Source organism: Idiomarina sp. T82-3 (genome assembly GCF_001577655.1).
GTDB lineage: Bacteria > Pseudomonadota > Gammaproteobacteria > Enterobacterales > Alteromonadaceae > Idiomarina > Idiomarina baltica.
Map to the genome: position 1 here is coordinate 29,186 of NZ_LSBQ01000010.1, position 25,388 is coordinate 54,573.

Genomic DNA, 25,388 nt, shown 5'->3' on the forward strand with positions numbered 1-25,388 from the left:
AGCACCTTATGGAACGAATTAGTCTGCAAATCGCGCAAGAACTTAATGTGCAACAAAAGCAAATTGCTGCCGTCATCAAATTACTTGATGAAGGCGCGACCATCCCGTTTATTGCGCGTTATCGGAAAGAGCTTACGGGGGGTCTCGACGACACTCAGTTACGCCAAGCGCATCAAAGGTTGAATTACCTAACAGAGCTTGAGGAACGTCGGGGCGTAATCCTTCGATCAGTCGAAGAGCAAGGAAAGCTCAGTAACGATCTGGCGGCAAAAATTAATGCCGCGGAAACCAAAACTGAACTTGAAGACCTGTATTTACCCTACAAACCGAAGCGTCGAACTAAAGGCCAAATTGCGATTGAAGCAGGCCTAGAGCCTCTAGCCGATAAACTTTGGCAGAATCCCGACTTAACGCCCGATGAGACCGCTACCGAGTTTCTTAATGCAGAACACAAAATTAATGACGCGAAAGACGCCTTAGATGGCGCGAGAGCCATTCTGATGGAACGGTTCTCGGAGCAAGCCGAATTGCTAAAGCAGCTCAGAAACCATCTTTGGACGCACGCTCATTTGCGCGCGCAAGTGGTTAAAGGCAAAGAGACTGAAGGCAGTAAGTTCAGAGACTATTTTGACTTTACTGAAGCCTTTAACCATATACCATCTCATCGCGCCCTTGCGTTATTTCGCGGACGCAATGAGGGTATCTTACAACTATCGTTAGATCCTGCACCCACGCTGGAAACACAAAAAGATGCTGAGGTCGAGCAGATGATTGCCGATTTTGTCGGCTTTTCTGATCAACGTCGCCCCGCTGATGCTTGGCGTGGTCAAGTCGTACAGTGGACATGGAAGGTCAAACTATCACTCCACTTAGAAACCGAACTCATGGCGCGCGTGCGTGAACAGGCCGAAACCGCGGCGATTCAAGTGTTTGCTAATAACTTAGCGGATCTACTCATGGCAGCACCCGCTGGAGCGAAACGCACCATGGGACTCGACCCAGGGGTTAGAACAGGTGTTAAAGTCGCTGTCATCGATGAAACGGGCAAAGTGCTCGATACAAATACGGTGTTTCCTTTCCAGCCACAAAATCAAAAAGATAAAGCAATACGCACACTTGCTGGGCTATGCAAGCAACACAAAGTCGAACTGATCAGTATAGGTAACGGCACTCACTCTCGTGAGACCGATAGCTTAGTCGCAGAGATGCTAAAAGGGAACGCTGACGTGAAAGCGACTAAAGTGATGGTCAATGAGGCGGGCGCTTCCGTTTATTCTGCCTCCGAACTTGCTGCACAAGAGTTTCCTGAGATGGATGTTGCACTGCGTGGCGCTGTCTCGATCGCCCGCCGTTTACAAGACCCTCTTGCAGAGTTAGTAAAAATAGAGCCCAAATCAATTGGTGTTGGTCAGTATCAACATGACGTGAGCCAAGCTCAACTCGCGCAAAGTCTTGATGCCGTTGTAGAGGACTGCGTAAACGCTGTCGGCGTCGACGTTAACCGTGCTTCAGCAGCGTTGCTGCAACGTGTGGCAGGTCTGTCGAAAACGTTAGCGAAAAATATCGTCGAGTTTCGTGACATGCATGGTGCCTTTTCTTCTCGTAAAATTTTAATGGACGTACCTCGCATGGGCCCTAAAGCATTCGAACAGAGTGCCGGCTTCATGCGAATAAATGAAGGCGAGCACCTACTCGACGCCTCGGCTGTCCACCCAGAGTCTTATCACATTGTTGAGGCGATGGCTAACAAAGCAGGCATTGCACTTGACCAGCTCGTTGGTAACAAGTCAGCAATAGAGCAACTCGATCTAAATGCCTTTGTCACCGATACCGTCGGCTTACCAACGTTGCGGGATATCGTGCGTGAACTCGAAAAGCCGGGACGCGATCCTCGCCCTGAATTCAAAACAGCACAGTTCAAAGAAGGGGTTGAAAAGGTTTCAGATCTCGAGCCCGGCATGACGTTAGAGGGTGTTGTAACAAATGTCGCTAATTTTGGTGCGTTTGTTGATATCGGTGTGCATCAGGACGGTCTGGTACATATTTCTGCACTTGCTGATACCTTTGTCAGTGATCCACGAGATATCGTCAAAGCGGGTGACATTGTTACCGTGCGCGTCGTCGAAGTCGATATCGATAGAAAACGTATCGGCTTGAGCATGCGTAAGGATGACCAGCCTGCGCCCGTGAAAAAACCGACTTCAAAGAATAAGTCGGGTGCACCTTCTAAGCCGAAGAAAAAGCCTGTCGACAACGCATCCTCCGCAATGGGCAGTGCGTTTGCAGATGCCTTTGCCAAAGCAAAAAAAGGTTAGGCAACAACTTGAAAGCCCGAGTCTACACTCGGGCTCGTTGCTTTCTGATACTTAGCCTCAACCACACGTTGCGTTGTTTCAGACGCTGCAACTGATTTCTCTTCGTCAGAGTCTTTATCTTCTGCCTCTGTACTCGTCTCTGTTTGACGCGACGATTTAGGTTTTGAGTCTTGTTGATTCAATTCCGCGCGTGCTTGAGCCTCTTTTTGTGAAGCCTCAGCCGCAATAGCCCTATCAGCGCTAGACGGTTGCGCAGGTGCAAGTGCAGCACGCCTTACAACCGCCATTTTTTCGATGGTTGCTTGTGGGTTGCCTTCGACGACGCTGACATCAATCTGAACCTCTCCGGCGACAGCGTAGGACTTTCCATTACTGCCGCGCTCGTATTCATAGCTAGGGGCGCCAGCATAACGACCTCCTATGGCCGCATGCGCCTGCTCGTGCACTCGGACTTCTTGGTCTCGTCGCTCCAGTCGCTGCAGTTCTTCAAGCGCCTGAATCTCCTCATGACTTGAGCGTTGATTTACCCCTTGCTGGACATCATCACGCTTACCCTCAGCCTGTGACTCGGTACCATGCTCACCTTGAGTCGGTTCAGGTTGAGTAACCGCGGGACGCTGTTGGTTGTCTCCTGCTAATTGCTCTCTGGCTGGAGGAGATAAAGGAGGAAACGATGGCAGTGCAGGTGAAATATTCAAAAAATGATCACACCTTAGTGTCTATCATTGTACCCAACATTTCATCAGCGGTTTGCACACTTTTCGTGTTGGCTTCAAAGCTTTGCTGCCCTTGCTTTAGCGAGACCAGGGCATCGGTTGCCGTATTGGCGGGGACACTATTAAGTGTTTCACTCGCGGTTTCCGAACCAGACGCTACATCTGCAGCACTCTGTTGCCACCGCTGATTCGTTTGTTGGGGATCGGCAAGTTCAGCGCTTGCTTCAGTCACTTGCTGACTTGAACGTTGCATGCCTTGCATGCCAGCTGAAAGTACGTTGCTAATTTCCATGAGCACTCCTCGAAAAAACCCAAGCAGTGCTCATTATTGTTTACTTTTTACTCAATATCAAGCGTAACGCTTTATTTCTGATAATAACGAACGCCAATGACGCTGTTGCTCATCAAGATTCTGTTTAAGCTCATCAATACGATCTTGTAAGCCGTCAAAATGTACCTGCTCTTTCAGTTGCTTAGCTTTAGCATCTAGCAACTTTTTGCGAGTTTGATAATACTCGCGTAAACAGGTCGCCATTTGCTGATAATGCTCGTGTGCGCTATCAATCAACACTTGAGGCGCCGACTTCGCCTTTTTCGACGCTCGCGTCAGCTGCATCGTCAATTTCGCCCGCTCAATCTGATACCCCGACGTACGCTTCAAGTCGCTCGTCAGCTTCGCGTAGGATAACCCGCGAATTAACCACTTGGTTGGGTCGAATTGATACCAACGGATGCCATTTCGATAATCTGCCGAAAAAATATGATGGTAGTTATGATAACCCTCGCCAAAGGTCAAGAAGGCGAGCACACCATTATCGCGCGCAGTATTTTTATCAGTATACGGTTGCGAGCCCCAAATGTGGGCAAGCGAATTAATAAAGAACGTCGTATGGTGATTCAGTACAAGACGCAATACGCCGACAACCAATAAGCCACCTAGCACATCGCCCACCATCCAGCCAAATAATAGTGGCCAACCAAAGTTAGTGAGCAAGGTGAGTGACAGATAGTGCTTGTGTTGCCACATGACAATCGGATCTTCTTGTAAATCTTTAACGTTGTTGTAATCGCTATAGCGACTGGCTTGATACTCACGTAGCATCCAGCCAATGTGCGAATACCAAAAACCACGTTTCGCTGAATAGGGGTCTTTGTCATTATCGTCGACATGTGTGTGGTGTACACGATGGTCACTCGACCAGTGCAGCACACTATTTTGCAACGCAACGGCACCACCAATTGCGAACAGGAAACGCACAATAGGGTGCGCTTTATAGGCTTTGTGGGACCATAAGCGGTGATAACCGGCAGTGATCGAGATGCCTGCAAAACAGGCGGTTCCTATCATTGCCCACCAAAGACTGGAATCAATGCCATGTACATAGGCATAAACAGGTACACCGATCGCTGCAATAGCGAAGGTGATTGCGAACACCCAAACGTTTAACCAGATGATTGGGGGTTTTGCATTAATCGAATTCATTCGTAACTCACATTTAGTTAATTCTTACCACGCCAAGCATTTTTTGATCCTTTTGACTGATCAGCTAACACTTGTACGCTGAATTCTACTTCTTTAATAAAAAAACTCAAGCGATGATTGTCTTTTAAGCTATGTTATTATCTTGAATCAGATATAAAGCACAGTTTTGGAAAAAATTTTGGCAAAATCTCAATCGATTGGTGTGCGCGCGCAACAAAAAGAGAAAACAAGGCGTGCTCTCATTAACGCAGCGATGAATCAATTAAGCGCGGAAACTGGTTTTTCGAGTCTGAGTTTGCGTGAGGTTGCACGCGAAGCCGGTATCGCACCGACCTCATTTTATCGGCATTTCCGTAACATGGATGAGCTCGGACTCACCCTGGTCGACGAGTGTGGCTTGACTCTTCGACAACTGCTCCGACAAGCGCGACAACGTATTGATAAGGGTGGCTCGATTATTCGTGTTTCAATCGAGACCTTCATGCAGTTTGTAGCTGATAATACGGCTATTTTTCGACTGCTATTACAAGAGCGAACAGGTCGCTCCCGCGAGTTCCGTAAGGCAGTTGAGCGTGAACTAGAACACTTCAAAGCTGAACTTATCGAGTATTTACGCGATGAACAGGGCTTCAACGCTGCGCTCGCCGATCTGCAATCGGATGCAATCGTAAAAATCGTATTTAGTGCAGGCGCTGACTGTTTCGACGTCGATAATACACAACGCTTACGAATAGCGGAGCAAACAATACAACAAGTGCGTCTTGTCGCTCGCGGTGCAGAAGCCACTCGACGTGCTAGAGTAGAATAAATTACAACAACCTTAACTGGAGAACACCATGATAGCGAGAACGCTCGGAGCTGTCAGCTTGCTTGGCTTAGCCGTCACTGGCCAAGCGCGCGATATGACACTAATGGAAACCGTGACTGCACAATCAGTTGTCGATGTTAATTTGTCACCTAACGGTCAATTCACGGCTATTACCAAGTATTACCCTGCGCACCCGTATACCGATAAAGAAGACAGCGGTAAAACTGAGTTAGTTATTCGCACCGCGAACGGCAAAGAAACGGTTTATTTAAGCAAAGAAGAGTCTTTTTCTGACGTTGAGTTCGGTCCTAACAGCGAATATATTTATTTTACCGCTAAGCGAGACGGCGATGATTACAGCGAACTCTATCGTATCCCGCTCGCAGGTGGTGGCGTCCAATCTGTTTACGAATTCGATGGTTCAATCACAGCCTATGATTTAAGTTCAGATGGCCAGTCATTGATTTTTCTATCAACGGGTAGTCGCGATAAAGACGCCAAAAAAGAGGCTGAGTACGGTTTCAAAGCAGAAGTCTATGAAGAGGATCTTACCTACCGTCATTTATACCAAGTCGACTTGAGCCAAGCCGATGCAGAAGCCAAGCAAGTGACGGCTGATGATGTTCAGGTCATCTCTGCTCAATGGAGTCCAAACGACGAGCAACTGCTGGTGCGTACTGCACCCACACCGTTGATTGATGACTACTACATGAGCAGTCAGTACCACATCATGTCTTTAAATGGTGAGACTGTTGCGAGTATTCCTACTGAAGGAAAGCTGGGCAAAGCTGAATTTTCACCAAACGGTCAGTATGTTGCATTGATCAGTGCCGCTGATTACAACGACCCATCAGCCAGCGTACTCAAGGTATACAATACGCAAAACGCTACCATCCGTCGTGTATTACCTGATTACCAAGGTTCAATTCAAGACTTTACCTGGCGTACTGAGCAGGAGTTAGTTTGGTTAGGTCACCGGGGCACCGAATCAGAAGTCAAAGCGTTAACTCTTCAGTTCCTGGAGAATCGCGACTTGATTGACGCGGGTGAAGCGATCTTTACCGGTTTAGACGGCTCTGCTGGCGTGGATAAAATTGTGTTACGAGGCAACCGCCCTGCCCATCCTAATGAAGCATTTGAGTTGACCTCGCGTGGTTTAGACCGTTTAACCGTTTCTAATCCATGGTTAGAAGAAGTGACGATGCCTAAGCAGGAAACTATCACTTATAAAGCACGCGATGGTCTTGAACTCGAAGGAATCCTTGTTTATCCAACTGACTATCAAGAAGGTGAAAAATACCCTTTGATTATGGTTATTCATGGAGGTCCTGAGTCACATTACTCTAATGGCTGGCTGGATCGTTATTCATCGCCAGTGAAACACGCGGCAGCGCAAGGTTACGCGTTATTCTTCCCTAATTACCGTGGTAGCACAGGCCGTGGTGTTGAGTTCTCTAAACTCAGCCAAAATGACTACGCAGGAAAAGAGTTTGACGATATTGTTGATGGCAAGCAGCATCTGGTCGATATGGGTCTAGCTGACGAGACTCGCGTTGGGATAACGGGTGGCTCTTACGGTGGTTATGCTTCGGCTTGGGGCGCGACCGCTCAAACTGAACACTTTGCCGCAAGCGTTATGTTTGTTGGTATCAGCGATAACCTCTCTAAGTTTGGTACGACCGATATCGCCAAAGAAATGAACGCGGTACACGCTCGCAGCTATCCGTGGGACAAATGGCAGTGGTACCTCGAGCGTTCACCCATTTATCATGCGGAAAAAGCGCGCACGCCTATCCTTATTATGCACGGTAAGGAAGACACCCGTGTGCATCCTTCGCAGTCAATGGAGCTTTATCGTTACCTTAAGACGCATGGCAATGTGCCCGTCCGCTTGGTGTTATACCCAGGAGAAGGACATGGTAACCGTCATATGGCGGCGCAACTCGATTACAGTATTCGTCTGATGCGTTGGATGGACTCATTCTTAGTCGAGCAAGCAGAAGAAAAGCCACCTTTTGCTATCGACCATATTAAGCAAATCAAGTAAGTCTTGAGTCTCATAAAAGACGCCGCATTCTGCGGCGTCTTTTTAGTTTAAGTATTAACCTCGTATAGCATTCCAAATATCTTTCCAACTGGGCTCTTTACCATAGAATTGTATTCCCATCGTAAACAAACGAGCCGCAACGTTCCGCATCCAGATAAGACTGACCACTAACAACGCTAAACTGAGGCCTATTTGCCACCACGCTACATCAGTTTGTGCCAAACGCGCGGGCATCATCATGAATGATGAAACGGGTAAAATACTCATAATTTGTGCGAGCGTACCGTCTGGACTATCGACAACGCTGAAACTTAGGAATATCGGCAATAACGGGATAAGCATAAATGAGCTACGTGATGAATGGTTGGGATCATCAATCGTGGCCGAGAAACCTGCCAGCATTGCATTAATCATCAGTAAGCCGAGCAACACAAACACAAACGATGCGATCACAACAAAGGGATCAAAAGTAAAACTTATGGAACCCTCGCTACTAAAGCTTGCAGCAAGCAGTGCGATAGCGCCAAAGAATAAACCGATGAATACCATCGCCTTCAAACTGTGTAAGGTGATCCCAACAATTTTCCCATCCATCCACTCGCGTGGCGAAATAATCGTTAGTAGTTGCTCAGTCACTCGCTGCTGTTTCTCCGCCGTAATCGACATCATCATCAAACCAAAACCGGTAAATACGCCGACAGAGATGCCAATACCTAAGAACATTCCCAGCTCGCTACTCCCTTCGTCATCAGTTGCCGACTCATCAACGTCGACTTGCGCAATATCAAGCGTTACTTCGGGTTTAGAGTCGAGGACTGTGCGCTGTTCATCGGTAAGCTCTAATCCGGCAACGCGTAACGTTTGTAAGTAGTTTTGTAGTGAGTTGGTTAAATCGCTTTGCCAATCGTCACGTTTATGTACGCGCAGTGTCGCTGTGTTATCAGGATGCACGATCACCACGACGTCGAGCGTCTCTGGTAGCTGCGACTTCCACTTCTCAACCTCCATCGAGCCTGCGTCACGCAAAGTGATATCTTTAGGGGCTTCATAGTCGCCGGGGTTAGCGCGTTGCTCGAAATAAATTGCGCCATTATATTGCTCTTCGAATACTGCGCTGATAGCTCCCCAGCCTGTACTCACTGCCATAATGACAACCAGTAAGCCTATCGAAATGAGCTCTTGCTTCCATTTAAAAAAGCGGCGGAATTCCCACCATGCGATTTTCGATACTTTGCTGCTAAGCAGACTCATGCTGAACATCCTTTGATTTGTTATTGTTTTGCTCAATGGTGTTGAGGTACAACTCATGCAATCCAAGCTGTAGCGGTGAGAAGCTGCGCATGGGTACATGCTGATTTAACTCAGGCCATAAATGCTGAACATCAACATAAGGGTCCACCGTCACATGCGCTAGATCGGTGTCGACCACAGACACATCAACGATTGCCTCGTGCTGACCCCATTGGTTGCGAGCCACTTCAGCGTCACATTCGATACGATAAACCCGCTGAGGCTGAAGTTTGGCGCGAATTTTCGCCAACGTACCCTGCGCTAGCGCGCGACCATGTGACATTAACAACATCTTATCCGCAAGACGTTCCACTAATGCCATTTGATGAGCACTCAGTAATACCGTTTTCCCCCTTTGCTTCAAATCGGTTAACACGTTCATCACATGTTCTTGGTTCACCGGGTCAAGACCTGAAAATGGCTCATCTAAAATGACCAAATCGGGATCGTGTATCAATGTCGCGATCAACTGAACTTTTTGTTGGTTACCTTTAGAAAGCTGTCGCATGGGCTCCTTTTTGCGTTCAGTAAGGTCAAAGTAATCCAACCATTGGTCAATGCGCTGCTGCGCCAATGATTTATCCAGACCTCGTAGTTCGGCAATAAAACCCAGATTATCCACAATCGTTCGATCTTGATATAACCCTCGGTCTTCGGGTAGATAAGCAAAGTCCTCAGGGCTGAGCTGAGGACGATGACCGCTAGCATCGGAAATTTCAATACTGCCCTCGTCAGCTTGGGTCAGCCCCACCAACATACGCACTAAAGATGATTTGCCGGCGCCGTTGGGTCCGAGCAATGCGTATATTTCACCTGAGTTGACCGTAAGCGATATATTGTCAACCGCGGTGACGGTTTTATAACGCTTGGTTAGGTTTGTTATTTGTATATTCATGATTCTCGCAGCGTTTAGATAAATGTAAAAATTAAGTAACCAATTGAGTATATATTACAGAGCAAAAAAAACCCGCAACAGCCGTTGCGGGTTTTTATTTTGTTTCAATTTGTAAGTTGCGTGTTTACTTAACACTCGGTCCTGCAGCGACTAACGCTTTGCCGTTTTCTGTATCAGTGAACTTCTCAAAGTTCGCTACAAAACGCTGCGCGAGATCTTTCGCTTTTAAGTTCCAGTCTTCTGCATCCTCGTAAGTATTACGTGGATCGAGGATAGCGCTATCTTCAACACCCGCCAATTCAGTTGGCATAGCCAAGTTGAAGTATGGCAACTGATGGAATTCAGCATCTTCAATTGAGCCGTCGAGAATGGCATCGATGATCGCGCGCGTCGCTTTAATCGAGATACGTTTACCAGTACCATTCCAGCCGGTATTTACCAAATATGCCTCGGCGCCAGCTGCTTCCATACGTTTTACTAATACTTCAGCGTATTGGGTAGGATGCAATGTCAAAAAAGCCGCGCCAAAACAGCTTGAAAACGTTGGCGTAGGTTCCGTAACACCACGTTCAGTACCCGCCAATTTAGCCGTAAAGCCCGATAAAAAGTGATACTGCGCCTGCTCTTTAGTGAGTTTCGATACTGGCGGCAACACGCCAAACGCATCGGCAGTTAGGAAAATCACTTTCTTCGCGTGGCCCGCTTTTGAAACAGGTTTAACGATATTATCGATGTGATAAATAGGATAAGAAACGCGCGTATTCTCGGTTTTGCTATTGTCATCAAAATCAACGCTGCCATCTTCGCGCACGGTCACGTTTTCTAATAACGCATCGCGACGAATGGCATTATAAATATCAGGTTCCGCTTCTTTCGACAGGTTGATCGTTTTCGCATAACAACCGCCTTCGAAGTTAAATACGCCATCGTCATCCCAACCGTGTTCATCATCACCGATAAGGGCGCGCTTTGGATCCGTCGACAATGTTGTTTTGCCCGTTCCCGATAAACCGAAGAACACTGCCACATCACCGTCTTTGCCCACGTTAGCCGAGCAGTGCATCGAGGCCATACCTTGTAGCGGCAAGAAGTAGTTCATCATCGAGAACATACCTTTCTTCATCTCACCGCCATACCACGTACCGCCGATTAACTGAATTTTTTCGGTCAGGTTAAACGCTACGAAATTTTCTGAGTTAAGACCTTGCTCTTGCCAATCTGGATTAATGCATTTTGCTCCGTTCATCACCACAAAGTCAGGCTCAAACGTTTCTAACTCTTCGCCTGAAGGACGGATAAACATATTCTTCACAAAATGCGCTTGCCACGCCACCTCAGTAATAAAGCGCACCGCTAAGCGTGTATCTTCATTAGCACCACAATACGTATCAACGACGAACAAACGCTTGTTTGATAGCTGGTTAGTCACTAATCCTTTTAAGTGGGTCCAAGTTTCTTGTGACATCGCCTTGTTGTCATTTTTGCCTTGATCTGCCCACCATACAGTGTCCCGTGTCGTGTCATCTTTAACGATGTATTTATCTTTTGGTGAACGACCGGTAAAGATACCCGTGTCGACTGCAACGGCACCGAGCTTGGTCACGGTTCCTTTTTCAAAACCATGCAGGTCATTGCGAGTTTCTTCCTCAAATAACACATCATAAGAGGGGTTATGAACAACTTCTTGGACATCATTGATGCCGTAGCGGCTCAGATCCAAATTTGGCATGACAAGGGCTCCTGAGATACGGTCTTGCATTAAACGAACGTTACTTCTTGCGGCACACGCATTAATCCCTTTACGCACTCGCCACAAGCATAAAATTTGGTCGCGAATGTTACCTTTAATTGACAAAAAAAGATAGGGCAAAATTTTCTCAGTCCGTTAGAATGCCCCCTCTTTTACTTAATATTTAACTAAAGTTGTTTTGTCCTTATGCGTGACTCATTTAAGTCAAGAATCGGATTTGTGCTGGCAGCAGCAGGATCGGCTGTTGGTTTAGGTAACATTTGGGGGTTTCCAACCCAGGTTGCTAACCATGGTGGCGGCGCTTTTTTGCTGGTTTATTTGTGTGTGATTTTTGTCCTTGCTATTCCCGCGCTTTATAGCGAAATGCTGATTGGTCATCATGCCCAAGCCAACCCTGTTCGCTCGCTCAAACAACTTAGCGAAGGACGCATGCGCCCTGTTGGTGGGACGATGGGACTACTCAACGTCATTGGCTCATGTTTAATGTTAAGTTTCTATCACATCGTTGCCGGTTGGATGTTAGTTCACGCACTAGGCTATCTTGCCACAGCCATGGGCTTGTCAGGCGTTGCTGAATTTTTACTTACCGGCAGCATGGTACGCGATTTAGTTTTTACTTCGGTGTTTTTGGTTCTCACCGCATCCGTCGTACTTAAAGGTGTCGAACAAGGTATCGAACTCTGGTCAAAACGCTTGATGCCGCTTCTGGTTGTTCTATTAGTCGGGCTCATCGTTTACATAGCCAGTTTACCGGGTGCGGGTGAAGGTTTTAAAACCTATCTGATCCCAGAGGTTGAACAATTCACTGATCCCGATATCTATATCGCCGCCATGGGTCAGGCATTCTTCTCTTTATCGATTGGCTTGGGTGGCATGATGATTTACGGATCGTATTTGCGCCCCGGAGCACAGTTGGGTCGTTTAAGTTTATCTGTAGCCGCGTTAGATACGTTGGTCGCATTTTTAGCAGGCTTGCTGATTATTCCTGCATTATTTGTGGCTATTAAATTGGGCGTTTCCGTTGAACAAGGTAACCAGTTTATTGGTGAGGGACAGCTGATATTCGCTGTTTTACCGGAGCTGTTCGGCAGTATGGGCTTTGCCGGTTTATGGGTTGGCTTTGGCTTCTTTATTTTACTCAGCATCGCGGCACTCACATCGACTATGGCTCAGGCTGAGGTGCCCGTCTCTTATTTATTAGAAGAGCACGACTTACCTCGCCCAGTCGCCGTTGCCATTGCCATGCTCGTAATCGCGTTGCTCGCACTATCCTTGGTGCTTTGGTTTGAGCCGCTGTTTGGCTGGGTAGTTACCGCTGTAACCCAATTCCAATTACCGCTGTCGGGATTGTTTTACTTGCTGGTTGTTGGGTGGTTCTGGAAACGTAGTAACCATGTTACAGCGCTGGCAGCGCAGGGCTTGCGCTACCGATTACTACGTTGGCACTTACGGTATATTTGCCCAGTCTTAATGGGGCTGGTTTTTTACCAAAGCGCGATTGCTTAGCTGATTAAGGGCGTTGTCCAGCAAATTTTTGTTGCAGCGCCTCAGCCACACGCCCATCCACAAACTCGCCAACGTCGCCGCCATGCAAAGCAACTTCTTTAACTAGAGTCGACGAAATAAAGGAGTTTTCTTCAGCGGGTGTTAAAAACACACTTTCCAGCTCGGGGAATAGTCGTCGATTCATATTGGCAAGTTGGAATTCGTACTCAAAATCCGAGACCGCGCGCAAGCCACGAATCAATACCGATGCATCATGGTCCTTAGCAAAATTAACTAACAGTCCTGAAAAACCCACCACACGCACATTGTCCAACTTCTCAGTCACTTGTTGAGCTAATAGTACCCGTTCTTGCAAGCTAAATAACGGCTTCTTACTTGGACTTTCCGCTACACCGACGATGATCTCACTGAACAGGCTTGCAGCGCGCTCGATAAGGTCGGCGTGGCCATTGGTTATGGGATCAAAAGTGCCAGGGTAAATAGCTCTACGATGCATAGGTTCCTCGTTTTAACGTTGTGCAAACTTTACAGTACATCCTCAAAACTGGCTCATCTTTATAGCTTTTGCAAATTAAGGATGCGGCTTTCAGTGAACATGCGTAAAATACAGGGTAATGTTAAGAAAGCCAAATGACTGAACAGGATTTCGTAATGAACACAAATTTTTATCAGCACCTTAATGAGCAACTCGAACAGACCAAATCAGACGGTCTGTACAAAAAAGAACGTATTATCACTTCTGATCAAAGTTCTGAAATTACCGTTAATGGCCAACAAGTGTTGAACTTTTGTGCCAACAATTACTTAGGCCTTGCCAATCATCCGGACCTAATTAAAGCGGCTAAGCAAGGTCTTGATGAACACGGCTTTGGTACTGCGTCGGTGCGTTTTATTTGTGGTACGCAAGATATTCACAAAACACTGGAAACTAAACTGAGTGACTTTCTGGGTACCGAAGACACGATTCTTTATTCTTCGTGTTTTGACGCCAATGGGGGTCTATTTGAGACCTTGATGGGCCCAGAGGACGCTATTATCAGCGATGAGTTAAACCACGCCAGCATTATTGATGGCATCCGTCTTAGTAAAGCAAAACGCTACCGCTACAAAAACAATAACCTTGATGACCTTGAACAACAACTTAAACAAGCCGATGCTGATGGCGCACGTTTTAAGTTGATTGCGACCGACGGTGTATTCTCGATGGACGGTGTTATTGCCGATCTTAAAGGTATCTGTGACTTAGCAGATAAATATGACGCCTTGGTGATGATGGATGACTGCCACGCAACTGGCTTCTTAGGCGCTAATGGTAAAGGTACCCATGAATACTGCGACGTTTTGGGTCGCGTTGATATCATCACCGGAACGTTGGGTAAAGCTTTAGGCGGTGCTTCCGGTGGTTACACATCGGGCAAAAAGGAAGTGATCGATTGGTTACGTCAGCGTTCGCGTCCTTATTTATTCTCTAACTCGGTAGCACCGGCTATCGTTCAAGCATCCATCAAAGTACTTGAAATGCTTGAACAGGGTAACGAATTACGTGAACGACTCTGGAATAACGCAACCTATTTCAGAACCGAAATGGAAGCGGCGGGCTTTACCCTCAGCGGTGCTGACCATGCGATTATTCCGGTCATGATTGGCGACGCTCGCCTTGCTTCTGAAATGGCTGATCGTTTGCTCGAAGAAGGTATCTATGTCATCGGATTCTCGTTCCCTGTCGTACCTAAGGGCAAAGCGCGTATCCGTACGCAAATGTCTGCGGCACACACACGCGAACAACTTGACCGCACTATTGAAGCATTCACACGTATTGGTAAAGAGCTCGGCGTTATTTAACGCCGAGTCTGGGGACTGATTATGAAAGCACTAGCGAAACTGCATTCAAAGCCGGGTATTTGGATGACCGACGTCGAGAAGCCGGAATTTGGTTATAACGACGTACTCATCAAAATTAAGAAAACCGCGATTTGCGGTACCGATGTTCACATTTATAAATGGGACGATTGGTCACAAAAAACGATTCCAGTGCCTATGGTTGTAGGCCACGAATACGTGGGTGAAGTAGCCGCCATGGGTGATGGCGTGCGCGGCTTTGAAGTCGGTGATCGTGTATCCGGTGAAGGGCATATTACCTGTGGTCACTGCCGCAACTGTCGTGCTGGACGCCGTCATTTGTGCCGCAATACCTATGGTGTTGGGGTCAACCGCCCTGGTGCCTTTGCCGAGTACCTCGTTATCCCGGCTGACAACGCATTTAAGTTGCCGGACGACGTCACCGACGATATGGCGGCCATCATGGATCCTTTGGGTAATGCGGTACATACCGCCCTTGCCTTTGATCTCGTTGGCGAGGATGTTCTGATTACCGGCGCAGGTCCTATCGGTATTATGGCGGCGGCAGTGGCTCGCCATGTCGGGGCACGTCATGTAGTGATCACCGATGTGAATGAGTACCGACTTGAGCTAGCCAAAAAGATGGGTGTAACTCGTGCCGTTAACGTGGCTGAAGAGAGTCTCAAAGACGTTATGTCAGAGCTGGGCATGAAAGAAGGCTTTGACGTTGGGCTAGAGATGTCCGGTGTACCGTCAGCATTCTCGCAAATGCTCGCGACGATGAACCATGGCGGTAAGGTGGCAATGTTAGGAATTCCACCTGAAAACGTTGCCATTGACTGGAACGAAGTTATCTTTAAGGGACTGGTCATTAAAGGTATCTATGGTCGTGAAATGTTTGAAACTTGGTACAAAATGGCCAGTTTGCTGCAATCAGGCTTAGATATTTCACCTATATTGACCCATCAAATGTCAGTTGATGACTACGAGGAAGGGTTCGAAACCATGGTTTCGGGTCAGTCCGGTAAAGTTATTCTTAATTGGGACTAACGATGACTCAGTCTGTTCGTCATATTTCATTGGTAGAAGCCCACCAAGCATGGGCTTCGGATGCCTCTCCTGTGTTCGTTGATATTAGAGATCCGCAATCCTTTCAAGCGGGTCATATCCCCAATGCACAACCACTCAACAACGACAATATCAGTGACTTCTTAGCGAATACCGATAAAGACACGCAGGTCATTGTTGTGTGTTACCACGGTATAAGCAGTCAACAAGCCGCGCTGGTGCTGGAATCGCAAGGCCTCACGCAAGTGAGTAGCATGGATGGCGGCTTTACCGCTTGGCAAACGGCCTACCCAGAAGCGGTCGAGCAGGGCTAAATTAATGAAACGCTTACTCACAACTCAGGATGGTCCTTACCTTCAGCAGTTATATGCGTGGCTTCGTAGCCAAGGTATCCCTGTCAGTGTGAGTGAGCGAAATGGCAAACTAGATTTGTTACTGCATCAAAGCAGTTACGAGGCACGGGCTCGCCAACTTATAGACGAGTTTAAGGCTGACCCAGACATCATTGCGGTTCGTGAACAGACAAAAAATCGTGAATTGCTAAATGACCTGATGAAAAATACAGGTTGGTTAACCCGCATCATTGCCGTGGTTTGCGTGCTTATGTTTATAGGCATTATGGCGGGCGGTGATACTTTTGTTCGTTACTTTATCATTAGTGATAGCTTTTCTCAGCTCCCGCTCGATGCCCCTTGGCGATTTATAACGCCCGCCTTTCTTCACTTTTCCGCTACCCACATCGTTTTTAACTTATTTTGGTGGTGGTATTTAGGTGGTCGGATAGAGGTCTATTTAGGGACACGTTGGTTGTTTGCCTTGTTCGTACTTACCGCTGTCAGTGCTAACGTGATTCAATTTCAGGTAAGTGGTCCTAATTTTGGCGGGATGTCTGGTGTGGTTTACGGTTTATTGGGTTTTTGTTGGCTATATAGTGGGCAGCGCAATACTCCACTTAAACTGCCACCTGCACTCATTCTATTTATGCTGGGTTGGCTGATACTTGGCTACACCAATGTACTCTGGGTCAACGTGGCAAACGAAGCTCACCTAGCTGGGCTGATAGCAGGTTGCATTGCAGGGATCACCGTTCGCAAACTCACGCCCAAACCGCGCTATTGATAAATATATTTCGTGAAAATGACTTGCTTGATCACCGTACTGCCGGTCTCCTTCGCCATCAATCGCTGTGCTTGTTCAAAACACTTAAGTCGCAACTGATCTCTGCCCGTCATTGTTCTGATTTGCTGTTCACTCGCTGTACTTAGGATCTGAATAAAAGCATCTCTCAACAATGGAGCGTGATGCTCTACCACGCTCACATTTTGTGGATTATCGACCATGACCTCTACAGCAACCCGAATAAAGCCAAGTCGATACTCTTCTTTATCCTTAATAAAATTTGTAATGATATCTGGCTCAAATCCATAGTAAGCGACATCCTGAGCTCGCGCGGCGCTTGCCGAGAATAGCGTAAGACTGAAAAGTAACAAAATGCTGAACAACCAACGTTGCAAGGTCATAATTCATTAGCCTTTATAATGTTTAACGGCAGTGGCTTTGGTATGATAGCCAAAGAATATCATGAGCACCAATCACTATGTCTATTGAATTTCTCAGTACCGAACCTTGTTGTTGGCAGCGTGCCTCCGATATCCAACTAGAGCCAACCGTCCGAGATTGGTTACTAGACGAGAGTTCACTTACAGCCAAGTTACGTTCGTTACCAGGCTCTTTTGCGGTGGAACTCATCGGTCAAACTGCGGCATCACCCTTTGCCAATGAACGTTCAAAGTTTCCACAGCAAACTCTTTTTGTTGTTCGGGAAGTACTACTCACTCTAGACGAGCGTCCATTCGTATTCGCTCGTAGCGTTTTTCCTATATCGGCGGCAGACCGGCATAACCTTAATTTGGGTGAGCTCGGGACACAGTCGTTAGGTCAGTCATTATTTAACCAGCCCGATTTAACTCGCTCGACTTTTGAAGTTACTCAACTACCCTTAAACCATGGTATCAACGAAATTAATCAGCACTTTTACCAGCAAAAAGGCCCTCTTTGGGGACGACGGAGCCTGTTCGAAACCCAGGGACAAAGTGTTTTAGTAAGCGAGTTTTTCTTAAGCCCTGTACCGATATACTGAGGTAATCAATGAATAAACTTAACAGCTATTGGCGTTTAATGCGCGCTGACCGTCCTATTGGTACTTATTTGCTCGCATGGCCAACGTTATGGGCACTTCTTATTGCCGGTGACGGTAATCCACCGCTCAAAATCGTGGTCATATTTATGTTAGGTACATTTTTAATGCGCTCAGCAGGCTGTGTGATTAATGACTTCGCAGACCGTAATCTTGATGGTCATGTGGAGCGCACAAAATTACGCCCTCTTGCTGCCGGTGAGGTCAACAGCACCGAGGCCATCCTGTTATTCTTTGGACTTTTGATACTCGCATTTCTGCTGGTGCTTCAGTTTAATACACAAACCATTATGCTGGCTTTTGCCGCAGCCGGTGTGGCATCTCTCTATCCATTTTGCAAACGCTGGACACAACTTCCTCAAGTCGTGTTAGGTATCGCGTTTAGCTTCGGTATTTTGATGGCATTTAGTGCGCTGAATAGCGATCAATGGTGGCTTGCGGGTGGCTTATTTATTGCTAATATCGTTTGGACCATTGCCTACGATACCGAGTACGCTATGGCGGATCGAGCAGATGACCTCAAAGTAGGCATAAAAAGTACAGCCATCCTGTTCGGTCGTTACGATAGACTCATTATCGCTGTCTTGCAGGTTGTGACTTTAATTATTCTCGCCGTGGTTTGGCATCACCTCAATGTGCAGTGGTACGCTTGGCTCGGTCTCATAGCCGCCGCTTGTCTGTTTAGTTATCAACATTGGATGATACGAGAACGAGCACCTAAGGCCTGTTTCCAAGCCTTTCTGCATAATCACTACATTGGAATGGTTATTGGCGTCAGCCTTGCGCTTCACTACTGGTATTAATGAGTCGAGCGGATGGTCAACGCATTTAGTCTGCGCTGACCATCAACTGTTGCACCGATTGACGAATCGTCTGCAAGATTGTCGGATCGAGCAACTCATCTATGTCGTCACTTAATGGACCTATTTCAGGCGCAGCCACTTGATCGCCATCATCGTTGACTTGCAAGAGAGATTGGGCCTTAAGGCTTGCGATAAAACTTGTCATGACTTTCTTATCATAGAACTCTGGCGCATCAATGCCATGAATCGAGCTGAGTCGTTCAGCGAGCGTTATCGACTGACGCTCAAGTTCGGCACGCTTAATCGGCTGCGCTTGCTGCAACAACTCTAAAACGATTGCATAACGCTGTAACGTCTCGCTTGCGCTGCCCGCCAATAATTTAAGTTGTAACCACGCCGCCGTTTCGCGGTTTGCTGCGCGCACCATCTCACCATCAAGGCTAATAAGCTGTTGGCGTTCTAATTCTTCTACGATAGCACGCACCCAAGTATCTAAATCCTTGTCGCTGTGTGACAAAAATAACTCAGCCTGCAACATGGGGTATACCGCGCTACAACGCTCGATAATAGTTGTGACGTTCACTTTTTGCTTGGCATGAATCAAAGATGCAATCACACCGGGTAATATCATTAAGTGAAGTACATTATTTCGGTAATACGTCATTGCAATAGCATTCGCTGCGTGCAAGGAGATGACCTGCCCCATTGAGTCATCTTCTACGTCAAACTTATCGGTGCGTAGCGCCAACGACAACAGCTCTTCTGCTGACTGCTCAGGTACGTTGACGTGATGCGTATATGGCACCTCGCGTAGTAAATTCAGGTAAACATTGATTTGGGCAATCAGTTCTTCTCGCGTTAGCGCATTATGCTCCGAACTTAATAGCGCCAATGCCGTGAGATTAACGCTATTGGCAGCCGCACAATCATTGATACCGCGCATGACTTGCTCGGCTAAGCCATTGACCGTCGGTGTTAACCAACTGGGTCTTTCGGGCTCTTCTGCGCCTCGTGTGACAGAACGCTGCCAGTCATCAACATGGTCATCCATATAGGCTTTTAAATCGATGGGCGAGCCGAAAGTAACAAATCCCTGACCAAAGTTTTTCAGCTTAGTGACGGACTTCAAAACTTGGAACAACGATTCTTTCTCTTTATTTTTACCTTTGAGCTCTTTGAGGTAAGTTGCTACCTCCATTACGTGCTCATAACCTAAGTACACGGGTACAATCGAAATCGGTCTTTGCTGACCTCTCAACATACCTTGCACGGTCATGGCAAACATACCCGTCTTAGGCGGCAATAAACGCCCCGTACGTGAGCGTCCACCCTCGGTAAAGTATTCGACCGGGTAGCCTTTCTGGAACAACCAGCATAGATACTCACGAAATACAGATGAATAGAGCTTGTTGCCGCGAAACGAACGACGAATAAAGAATGCGCCGCCACGGCGGAAAATCGAACCCACAGGGAAAAAGTTTAAATTAACCCCTGCGGCGATATGCGGAGGTACAAGACCTTGCTTATAGATAACGTAACTTAGCAGCAAGTAATCCATATGACTTCGGTGACAAGGTACATAAATGATTTCATGCCCTTGCTGAGCAAGCTTACGCACTTCATCGGCGCCGCGTACATCGATACCGTTATAGATTCGACTCCACATCCATGTCATAAAGCGATCTAATACACGTACCAGGGTTTCGCTGTAGTTTGCGGCAATTTCGTTTAAATAGCCTTTAGCCTTTTTTAAGGCTTGCGCCTCATCCACTTTATTCGAGCGTTGCTCATCTTTTATCGCCTTTTTAAGCGCCGGTGTTTTCAGAAGCTGGTTCAAAAGTTCATTGCGATCGCTCAATTTAGGACCCGCAACCGCATAACGCATGCGCACAAAGTGGACCCGTGCCACACGCGCTAGTTTATGCGCGATACGATAATCGGCGCCACTTTGACGACTCATCTGGCCTAAGCTTACAGGACGCGACATGCGGCATAGAACTTGACGCCCGGAGAACATGATCAACCAGAACTTACGCAAATGCCCCGGGTTATCTAAGTCACCGGTCATGGCATTTCCCGCGTGGGCCTCTTGTCCGGGCTTGCGGCCCCAAAATATCCCCACTGGGAGTAATTGTACATCCAGCTCAGGATCGGCTTGATGCGCTTCTAGTAGCGCTTGAAATTGCGAAAGTGCTCGTGCTGAAGCGGCGTCATCGCGCTCCGGTAACAGTAGCACTCGATCAAACGACTTTCCGTTGATGTACAGGGGCTGTTGAGGATCGGGTAGCTGATTTTCACGCGCGGAACGCTGCAAAATGGCGAAGTCAGACTTGGCATTTGAGCGCATCACGTACACTACAGGTGCTACCGTGATATCCGCCTGATCGGCCTCAGGCTTATCAATTATGGTCATTGCTCGTGTCATCCAACGGATAGGATGTTTAAAGAGCGCGTAACTCCAACTCACCGCGGTCATGATATTCCTTGCTACCCTTGCGTTTAAAACAGTAAGACAATAATCATAACAATTCCGTTCGAAAAAGTCGTCGAATAAAATGACTTGCATCTCAACAATACCTGTATATACTCACAGTATACTGTACAGATAAACAGGTAATTGCTATGCGTCCACTGACTCCCAGACAAGCCGAAATTCTTGAGTTAATTAAAGATAACTTACAAGCAACCGGTATGCCGCCTACGCGCGCCGAAATCGCGAGTCGGTTGGGCTTTCGCTCAGCCAACGCTGCTGAAGAGCATTTAAAAGCGTTAGCCAAAAAGGGCGTGATTGAAATCATGCCGGGCATGTCTCGCGGCATTCGCTTAGTGGCTGAAGATATAGAAGAAGAGCTTGGCTTGCCGCTCATTGGTCAAGTGGCAGCTGGTGAGCCCATATTGGCCCAAGAGCATATCGAACGCCATTATCAACTCGATGAATCAATGTTTTATCCCAGTGCACAATTTTTGCTTCGTGTTAACGGGATGAGCATGAGAAATATTGGAATTTTGGACGGTGATTTGCTCGCTGTCCATAAAACTGAACAAGCGCGCAATGGGCAGATTGTAGTCGCCCGCGTTGAAGACGAAGTCACGGTTAAACGGTTTGAACAAAAAGGTCGTCAAGTACTATTGCATCCCGAGAACGAAGAGTTCTCTACGATTGTTGTCGACCTTGCCCAGCAAGTATTTGCTATCGAAGGACTTGCCGTTGGCATCATTCGTAACGGAGCATCTTTATGAAAAGACTACAATCAAACAGCAGCAATCACCCTGGACTATGGACATACAACAATCAACAGGCCGAAGTGATTACGCCTAATGTTGTTCCGCCTAGCTTATCAGCGGCACTTGAAGCGGCAGTACACAGCATCGGACAGCGCTGGATTACAGTTATCGGCGGACAGGCGAGTTTTGTACAACAACTTGTTAACGCAGGTATTCCTCGCCAACGTATTCGTTGGCTACGCCCAGGCAAGACGGACGATCGCGCATGGGCACTCGAACAAGCCGTATTATCAGGAACCAGTGACGTTGTGGTCGCTTGGGTTAGTGGCTTCGACAAGCGCGCTGCGCAGCGTATTCGTCTATCATCTCGAGTGAGCCAAACCCAGAGCTTCATGTTTGAAGAGGATGTATTAACCCCCCACCTGCACTAATCCCCCAACAGGGTTAATACATTTCTGGCTGCTTCGGCAGCCTTTTTTTTAACATTTATGGACACTTTTTAACCATTTAACGTTTTTGATCTAGATCTTTGTGTAGATTTTAGTTAATAAATGATACTACCCAACTATATAAATTAGTATAACTTATAAACTACAACAAAGAGTTGGTAGAGAAAGTGATTTCTGGGGAGAAGCTGTTCCTTTTTCTGCTTACCTCTTTGTTCTTCCAAGCTAGCATTTTGCTCAAGCAGAGAAGAATGAGAGGAGAAGTCACGTGAAAATGAAGCCGTTATGGGCACTACCCCTGTTGTATAGTGCATCTGCGCTTTCCCAAGAGCGCAGCCTCAACCTCACGAAAGGTGTAACAGAAGTCAGTCGGGACGTTTACGACTTGCACATGACGATATTTTATATCTGCTGTGTAATCGGTGTTGTCGTTTTTGGACTGATGTTCTATTCAATGATTAGACACCGCAAATCCCGCGGTCGTGAGCCCGCGAAGTTCCATGAGAATGTAAAGGTTGAAATTCTTTGGACGCTGATTCCGTTCCTTATTTTGGTGGGTATGGCGATACCTGCAACATCGACCTTAATAGCAATGGAAGATACATCAGATGCTGACGTAACTATTCAGGTCACCGGATCCCAATGGAAATGGCACTACAAATATTTTGATCGCGAAGTAGAATTTTTTAGTCGCTTAGCGACTCAACAACAACAAATAGATAATAAGTTTGATAAGAGTGAAAACTACCTTAGAGAGGTCGATAACCCACTTGTTTTGCCGACGGGTCAAAAGGTTCGTTTTCTCGTCACCTCTGACGATGTTATCCACAGTTGGTGGGTACCTGATTTTGCCGTTAAAAAGGATGCCAATCCCGGCTTTATTAACGAAGCCTGGACTCGAATTGATGAACCCGGTATTTATCGCGGTCAGTGTGCCGAGTTGTGCGGCAAAGACCACGGCTTTATGCCCATCGTTGTAATTGCAAAGACCCCTGAAGACTACGCTAAATGGATCGACGAGACAGAAGCAAAGCAAATTGCCGAGCAAAAGCGCCAGCAAGAATTGCTTGATATGGAAATGTCGATGGACGAGTTAATGGCGATGGGTGAGAAAATTTATAACAGTACGTGTGCTGCATGTCATCAGCCTAACGGTCAAGGCATTTCAGGCACCTTCCCTGCGCTTGCAGGCAGTCCGATTGCGTCTAAGCCAGAAAATATCGATAAGCACATTGATATTGTTTTGCACGGTGTCCAAGGATCAGCGATGCAAGCTTTTGCCCAGCAATTAACAATGCAAGAGCTGGCTTCTGTTATTACATACGAGCGTAATGCCTGGGGTAATGATACGGGCGAGATGGTACAAGCCGCCGACATTAACGCAGCAATGAATAAATAAGGAGACGGTGATGAGCACAGTAGTGGACGATCACAATCACGAAGCACACCACGATCATAAGCCGTCTGGCATTACTCGTTGGTTGTTTACCACAAACCACAAAGATATTGGTTCGATGTATTTGTGGTTTAGTTTAATTATGTTTTTTGTTGGCGGTGCAATGGCGATGGTCATTCGTGCCGAACTTTTTCAACCGGGTTTACAGCTGGTGGAGCCTCAGTTTTTTAACCAGATGACCACCGTGCATGGACTCGTTATGATTTTTGGCGCCGTAATGCCGGCCTTTACGGGACTTGCGAACTGGATGGTGCCGATGATGATTGGCGCACCTGATATGGCATTGCCACGCATGAATAACTGGAGCTTTTGGATTCTTCCATTCGCCTTCGTGATTCTTTTGTCATCATTATTCATGGAAGGCGGCGGTCCCGACTTTGGCTGGACGTTCTACGCGCCGCTCTCAACAACGTACAGTAATGACTCCACAGCGCTGTTCGTATTCGCCGTACACATCATGGGTATTTCATCCATTATGGGCGCGATCAACGTTATCGTAACCATATTCAACATGCGCGCGCCGGGCATGACTTACATGAAGATGCCTTTATTTGTCTGGACGTGGTTAATTACTGCCTTTTTATTGATTGCCGTCATGCCTGTACTTGCAGGCGCTGTGACGATGGTCCTCACCGATAAGTACTTTGGCACCAGCTTTTTTAATGCCGCCGGCGGCGGTGATCCGGTCATGTTCCAGCATATTTTCTGGTTCTTCGGTCACCCCGAGGTCTACATTATGATATTGCCGTCTTTCGGCATTATTTCAGCGATCATACCGACTTTCTCAAGGAAAAAATTATTTGGTTATTCCTCGATGGTGTATGCAACCGCCTCGATTGCCATTTTATCGTTTCTGGTCTGGGCACATCATATGTTTACTACAGGTATGCCCGTTTTCGCCGAGCTCTTTTTCATGTACTGCACGATGCTAATTGCTGTACCGACAGGTGTTAAAGTCTTTAACTGGGTTGCCACGATGTGGCGAGGCGCGATTTCGTTTGAGGTTCCCATGCTATTCGCACTCGCATTCGTGATTTTGTTCACGATTGGCGGCTTCTCCGGTGTCATGCTTGCGATGACCCCTGTCGACTTCCAGTATCATGATACTTACTTTGTCGTCGCTCACTTTCATTACGTGTTGGTAACCGGAGCAATCTTCTCTGTCATGGCAGCAAGCTATTATTGGCTGCCGAAGTGGACCGGACACATGTACGATACAACATTGGCAAGGCTGCACTTCTGGTGCTCTCTCATCTCGGTTAATGTGTTGTTTTTCCCAATGCATTTCGCGGGATTAGCCGGTATGCCTCGTCGTATCCCCGACTACGCGGTGCAGTTCGCAGATATCAACCAAATCACCAGTATCGGCGGCTTCGCCTTTGGTTTATCACAACTCATCTTTTTATGGTTGGTGATCAAATGTGCGCGTGGTGGCGAAAAAGCAGCAGCCAAGCCATGGGATGGCGCGGAAGGCCTCGAGTGGACCGTTCCGTCACCAGCTCCCTATCACACGTTTGAGACACCACCCAAAGTGGAGTGATCTT

23 protein-coding genes are annotated in these 25,388 nt (G+C 47.1%); 14 read left to right on the top strand and 9 right to left on the bottom strand.

Translation table 11 applies throughout. From position 1 onward, the window contains the following. Positions 1–8: 8 nt before the first annotated feature. Positions 9–2,315, top strand: coding sequence for a Tex family protein (locus AWU56_RS07715; protein ID WP_286682175.1), 2,307 nt, complete (start codon positions 9–11; stop codon positions 2,313–2,315). Here the strand turns inward: AWU56_RS07715 and AWU56_RS07720 are convergent. The 3 genes from AWU56_RS07720 to AWU56_RS07730 are packed head-to-tail and all read right to left on the bottom strand — an operon-like array spanning position 2,312 to position 4,514. After that, positions 2,312–3,013, bottom strand: a complete 702-nt coding sequence (locus AWU56_RS07720) for a putative metalloprotease CJM1_0395 family protein (RefSeq protein ID WP_286682176.1) — start codon at positions 3,011–3,013, stop codon at positions 2,312–2,314. The two genes, AWU56_RS07715 and AWU56_RS07720, sit on opposite strands and share 4 nt — an antisense overlap. Before the next feature lie 7 nt (positions 3,014–3,020). After that, positions 3,021–3,323 carry a flagellar basal body rod C-terminal domain-containing protein gene (locus AWU56_RS07725; RefSeq protein WP_006953822.1) on the bottom strand — a complete coding sequence of 101 codons (303 nt, stop codon included), beginning with the start codon at positions 3,321–3,323 and terminating at the stop codon, positions 3,021–3,023. 57 nt (positions 3,324–3,380) lie between these two features. Continuing rightward, a complete protein-coding gene (locus tag AWU56_RS07730; protein ID WP_272978271.1) occupies positions 3,381–4,514 on the bottom strand; it encodes a fatty acid desaturase in 1,134 nt (377 codons plus the stop codon). Positions 4,515–4,692: 178 nt separating this feature from the next. Between AWU56_RS07730 and fabR the strand changes: the two genes are divergently transcribed. Beyond that, entirely contained in the window at positions 4,693–5,322 is a 630-nt protein-coding gene (gene fabR / locus AWU56_RS07735) for an HTH-type transcriptional repressor FabR (RefSeq protein WP_348671179.1), read from the top strand. A gap of 28 nt (positions 5,323–5,350) precedes the next feature. After that, positions 5,351–7,369, top strand: a complete 2,019-nt coding sequence (locus AWU56_RS07740) for a S9 family peptidase (RefSeq protein WP_286682177.1) — start codon at positions 5,351–5,353, stop codon at positions 7,367–7,369. A gap of 54 nt (positions 7,370–7,423) precedes the next feature. On the opposite strand, the gene AWU56_RS07745 is transcribed toward AWU56_RS07740, so the two are convergent. From AWU56_RS07745 to pckA, 3 genes are all read right to left on the bottom strand, one after another. Then, entirely contained in the window at positions 7,424–8,620 is a 1,197-nt protein-coding gene (locus tag AWU56_RS07745) for an ABC transporter permease (protein WP_286682178.1), read from the bottom strand. Further along, entirely contained in the window at positions 8,607–9,554 is a 948-nt protein-coding gene (locus tag AWU56_RS07750; RefSeq protein WP_286682179.1) for an ABC transporter ATP-binding protein, read from the bottom strand. Before AWU56_RS07750 ends, AWU56_RS07745 begins: the two co-directional genes overlap by 14 nt. A 124-nt stretch (positions 9,555–9,678) precedes the next feature. Then, a complete protein-coding gene (pckA, locus tag AWU56_RS07755) occupies positions 9,679–11,283 on the bottom strand; it encodes a phosphoenolpyruvate carboxykinase (ATP) (protein ID WP_006953829.1) in 1,605 nt (534 codons plus the stop codon). Between the two features lie 207 nt (positions 11,284–11,490). Here pckA and AWU56_RS07760 point away from each other — a divergent pair, with 207 nt between their 5' ends. Continuing rightward, on the top strand, positions 11,491–12,810 hold the full coding sequence (locus tag AWU56_RS07760; protein WP_272978276.1) for a sodium-dependent transporter: 1,320 nt from the start codon (positions 11,491–11,493) through the stop codon (positions 12,808–12,810). Positions 12,811–12,814: 4 nt separating this feature from the next. On the opposite strand, the gene coaD is transcribed toward AWU56_RS07760, so the two are convergent. After that, positions 12,815–13,306 (bottom strand): pantetheine-phosphate adenylyltransferase, encoded by a 492-nt coding sequence (gene coaD / locus AWU56_RS07765; protein WP_006953832.1) that lies wholly within the window; start codon positions 13,304–13,306, stop codon positions 12,815–12,817. 155 nt (positions 13,307–13,461) lie between these two features. On the opposite strand from coaD, the gene AWU56_RS07770 reads away from it, so the two are divergent. From AWU56_RS07770 to AWU56_RS07785, 4 genes are read left to right on the top strand one after another with little or no spacing between them, the layout of a single operon-like run. Continuing rightward, complete coding sequence (locus AWU56_RS07770; RefSeq protein ID WP_006953833.1) at positions 13,462–14,652, top strand: glycine C-acetyltransferase; 1,191 nt, start codon at positions 13,462–13,464, stop codon at positions 14,650–14,652. Between the two features lie 21 nt (positions 14,653–14,673). Next, a complete protein-coding gene (gene tdh, locus AWU56_RS07775; RefSeq protein WP_006953834.1) occupies positions 14,674–15,699 on the top strand; it encodes an L-threonine 3-dehydrogenase in 1,026 nt (341 codons plus the stop codon). A gap of 2 nt (positions 15,700–15,701) precedes the next feature. Continuing rightward, positions 15,702–16,031 carry a thiosulfate sulfurtransferase GlpE gene (gene glpE / locus AWU56_RS07780; RefSeq protein WP_006953835.1) on the top strand — a complete coding sequence of 110 codons (330 nt, stop codon included), beginning with the start codon at positions 15,702–15,704 and terminating at the stop codon, positions 16,029–16,031. A 4-nt stretch (positions 16,032–16,035) separates the two neighbouring features. Continuing rightward, positions 16,036–16,836, top strand: coding sequence for a rhomboid family intramembrane serine protease (locus tag AWU56_RS07785; protein ID WP_006953836.1), 801 nt, complete (start codon positions 16,036–16,038; stop codon positions 16,834–16,836). Here the strand turns inward: AWU56_RS07785 and AWU56_RS07790 are convergent. After that, on the bottom strand, positions 16,830–17,237 hold the full coding sequence (locus tag AWU56_RS07790; protein ID WP_006953837.1) for a flagellar basal body-associated FliL family protein: 408 nt from the start codon (positions 17,235–17,237) through the stop codon (positions 16,830–16,832). The two genes, AWU56_RS07785 and AWU56_RS07790, sit on opposite strands and share 7 nt — an antisense overlap. A 77-nt stretch (positions 17,238–17,314) precedes the next feature. Between AWU56_RS07790 and AWU56_RS07795 the strand changes: the two genes are divergently transcribed. Both AWU56_RS07795 and ubiA read left to right on the top strand, forming a co-directional pair. Beyond that, positions 17,315–17,857 (top strand): chorismate--pyruvate lyase family protein, encoded by a 543-nt coding sequence (locus AWU56_RS07795; protein ID WP_006953838.1) that lies wholly within the window; start codon positions 17,315–17,317, stop codon positions 17,855–17,857. A gap of 8 nt (positions 17,858–17,865) precedes the next feature. Beyond that, positions 17,866–18,717, top strand: coding sequence for a 4-hydroxybenzoate octaprenyltransferase (gene ubiA / locus AWU56_RS07800; protein ID WP_006953839.1), 852 nt, complete (start codon positions 17,866–17,868; stop codon positions 18,715–18,717). A 25-nt stretch (positions 18,718–18,742) separates the two neighbouring features. On the opposite strand, the gene plsB is transcribed toward ubiA, so the two are convergent. After that, positions 18,743–21,193 (bottom strand): glycerol-3-phosphate 1-O-acyltransferase PlsB, encoded by a 2,451-nt coding sequence (plsB, locus tag AWU56_RS07805; protein WP_286682180.1) that lies wholly within the window; start codon positions 21,191–21,193, stop codon positions 18,743–18,745. A 146-nt stretch (positions 21,194–21,339) separates the two neighbouring features. On the opposite strand from plsB, the gene lexA reads away from it, so the two are divergent. From lexA to ctaD, 4 genes are all read left to right on the top strand, one after another. Further along, positions 21,340–21,957: a transcriptional repressor LexA gene (gene lexA, locus AWU56_RS07810; protein WP_006953841.1), complete on the top strand. Its 618-nt coding sequence runs from the start codon at positions 21,340–21,342 to the stop codon at positions 21,955–21,957. Continuing rightward, positions 21,954–22,373 (top strand): hypothetical protein, encoded by a 420-nt coding sequence (locus tag AWU56_RS07815; protein ID WP_286682181.1) that lies wholly within the window; start codon positions 21,954–21,956, stop codon positions 22,371–22,373. Before lexA ends, AWU56_RS07815 begins: the two co-directional genes overlap by 4 nt. A gap of 289 nt (positions 22,374–22,662) precedes the next feature. Next, positions 22,663–23,787 carry a cytochrome c oxidase subunit II gene (gene coxB, locus AWU56_RS07820; RefSeq protein ID WP_040487493.1) on the top strand — a complete coding sequence of 375 codons (1,125 nt, stop codon included), beginning with the start codon at positions 22,663–22,665 and terminating at the stop codon, positions 23,785–23,787. A 10-nt stretch (positions 23,788–23,797) separates the two neighbouring features. Further along, on the top strand, positions 23,798–25,384 hold the full coding sequence (ctaD, locus tag AWU56_RS07825; RefSeq protein WP_286682182.1) for a cytochrome c oxidase subunit I: 1,587 nt from the start codon (positions 23,798–23,800) through the stop codon (positions 25,382–25,384). Positions 25,385–25,388 lie beyond the last annotated feature (4 nt).

What these genes read in the sequence shown, in the direction of transcription:
- AWU56_RS07760 (WP_272978276.1), top strand. Translation starts at nt 11,491, where the DNA reads ATGCGTGACTCATTTAAGTCAAGAATCGGATTTGTGCTGGCAGCAGCA.
- coxB (WP_040487493.1), top strand. Translation starts at nt 22,663, where the DNA reads ATGAAGCCGTTATGGGCACTACCCCTGTTGTATAGTGCATCTGCGCTT.
- AWU56_RS07740 (WP_286682177.1), top strand. Translation starts at nt 5,351, where the DNA reads ATGATAGCGAGAACGCTCGGAGCTGTCAGCTTGCTTGGCTTAGCCGTC.
- AWU56_RS07715 (WP_286682175.1), top strand. Translation starts at nt 9, where the DNA reads ATGGAACGAATTAGTCTGCAAATCGCGCAAGAACTTAATGTGCAACAA.
- glpE (WP_006953835.1), top strand. Translation starts at nt 15,702, where the DNA reads ATGACTCAGTCTGTTCGTCATATTTCATTGGTAGAAGCCCACCAAGCA.
- tdh (WP_006953834.1), top strand. Translation starts at nt 14,674, where the DNA reads ATGAAAGCACTAGCGAAACTGCATTCAAAGCCGGGTATTTGGATGACC.
- AWU56_RS07730 (WP_272978271.1), bottom strand. Translation starts at nt 4,514, where the DNA reads ATGAATTCGATTAATGCAAAACCCCCAATCATCTGGTTAAACGTTTGG.
- coaD (WP_006953832.1), bottom strand. Translation starts at nt 13,306, where the DNA reads ATGCATCGTAGAGCTATTTACCCTGGCACTTTTGATCCCATAACCAAT.
- ctaD (WP_286682182.1), top strand. Translation starts at nt 23,798, where the DNA reads ATGAGCACAGTAGTGGACGATCACAATCACGAAGCACACCACGATCAT.
- AWU56_RS07785 (WP_006953836.1), top strand. Translation starts at nt 16,036, where the DNA reads ATGAAACGCTTACTCACAACTCAGGATGGTCCTTACCTTCAGCAGTTA.
- AWU56_RS07795 (WP_006953838.1), top strand. Translation starts at nt 17,315, where the DNA reads ATGTCTATTGAATTTCTCAGTACCGAACCTTGTTGTTGGCAGCGTGCC.
- AWU56_RS07790 (WP_006953837.1), bottom strand. Translation starts at nt 17,237, where the DNA reads ATGACCTTGCAACGTTGGTTGTTCAGCATTTTGTTACTTTTCAGTCTT.
- ubiA (WP_006953839.1), top strand. Translation starts at nt 17,866, where the DNA reads ATGAATAAACTTAACAGCTATTGGCGTTTAATGCGCGCTGACCGTCCT.
- AWU56_RS07745 (WP_286682178.1), bottom strand. Translation starts at nt 8,620, where the DNA reads ATGAGTCTGCTTAGCAGCAAAGTATCGAAAATCGCATGGTGGGAATTC.
- pckA (WP_006953829.1), bottom strand. Translation starts at nt 11,283, where the DNA reads ATGCCAAATTTGGATCTGAGCCGCTACGGCATCAATGATGTCCAAGAA.
- plsB (WP_286682180.1), bottom strand. Translation starts at nt 21,193, where the DNA reads ATGACCGCGGTGAGTTGGAGTTACGCGCTCTTTAAACATCCTATCCGT.
- lexA (WP_006953841.1), top strand. Translation starts at nt 21,340, where the DNA reads ATGCGTCCACTGACTCCCAGACAAGCCGAAATTCTTGAGTTAATTAAA.
- AWU56_RS07770 (WP_006953833.1), top strand. Translation starts at nt 13,462, where the DNA reads ATGAACACAAATTTTTATCAGCACCTTAATGAGCAACTCGAACAGACC.
- AWU56_RS07725 (WP_006953822.1), bottom strand. Translation starts at nt 3,323, where the DNA reads ATGGAAATTAGCAACGTACTTTCAGCTGGCATGCAAGGCATGCAACGT.
- AWU56_RS07815 (WP_286682181.1), top strand. Translation starts at nt 21,954, where the DNA reads ATGAAAAGACTACAATCAAACAGCAGCAATCACCCTGGACTATGGACA.
- AWU56_RS07750 (WP_286682179.1), bottom strand. Translation starts at nt 9,554, where the DNA reads ATGAATATACAAATAACAAACCTAACCAAGCGTTATAAAACCGTCACC.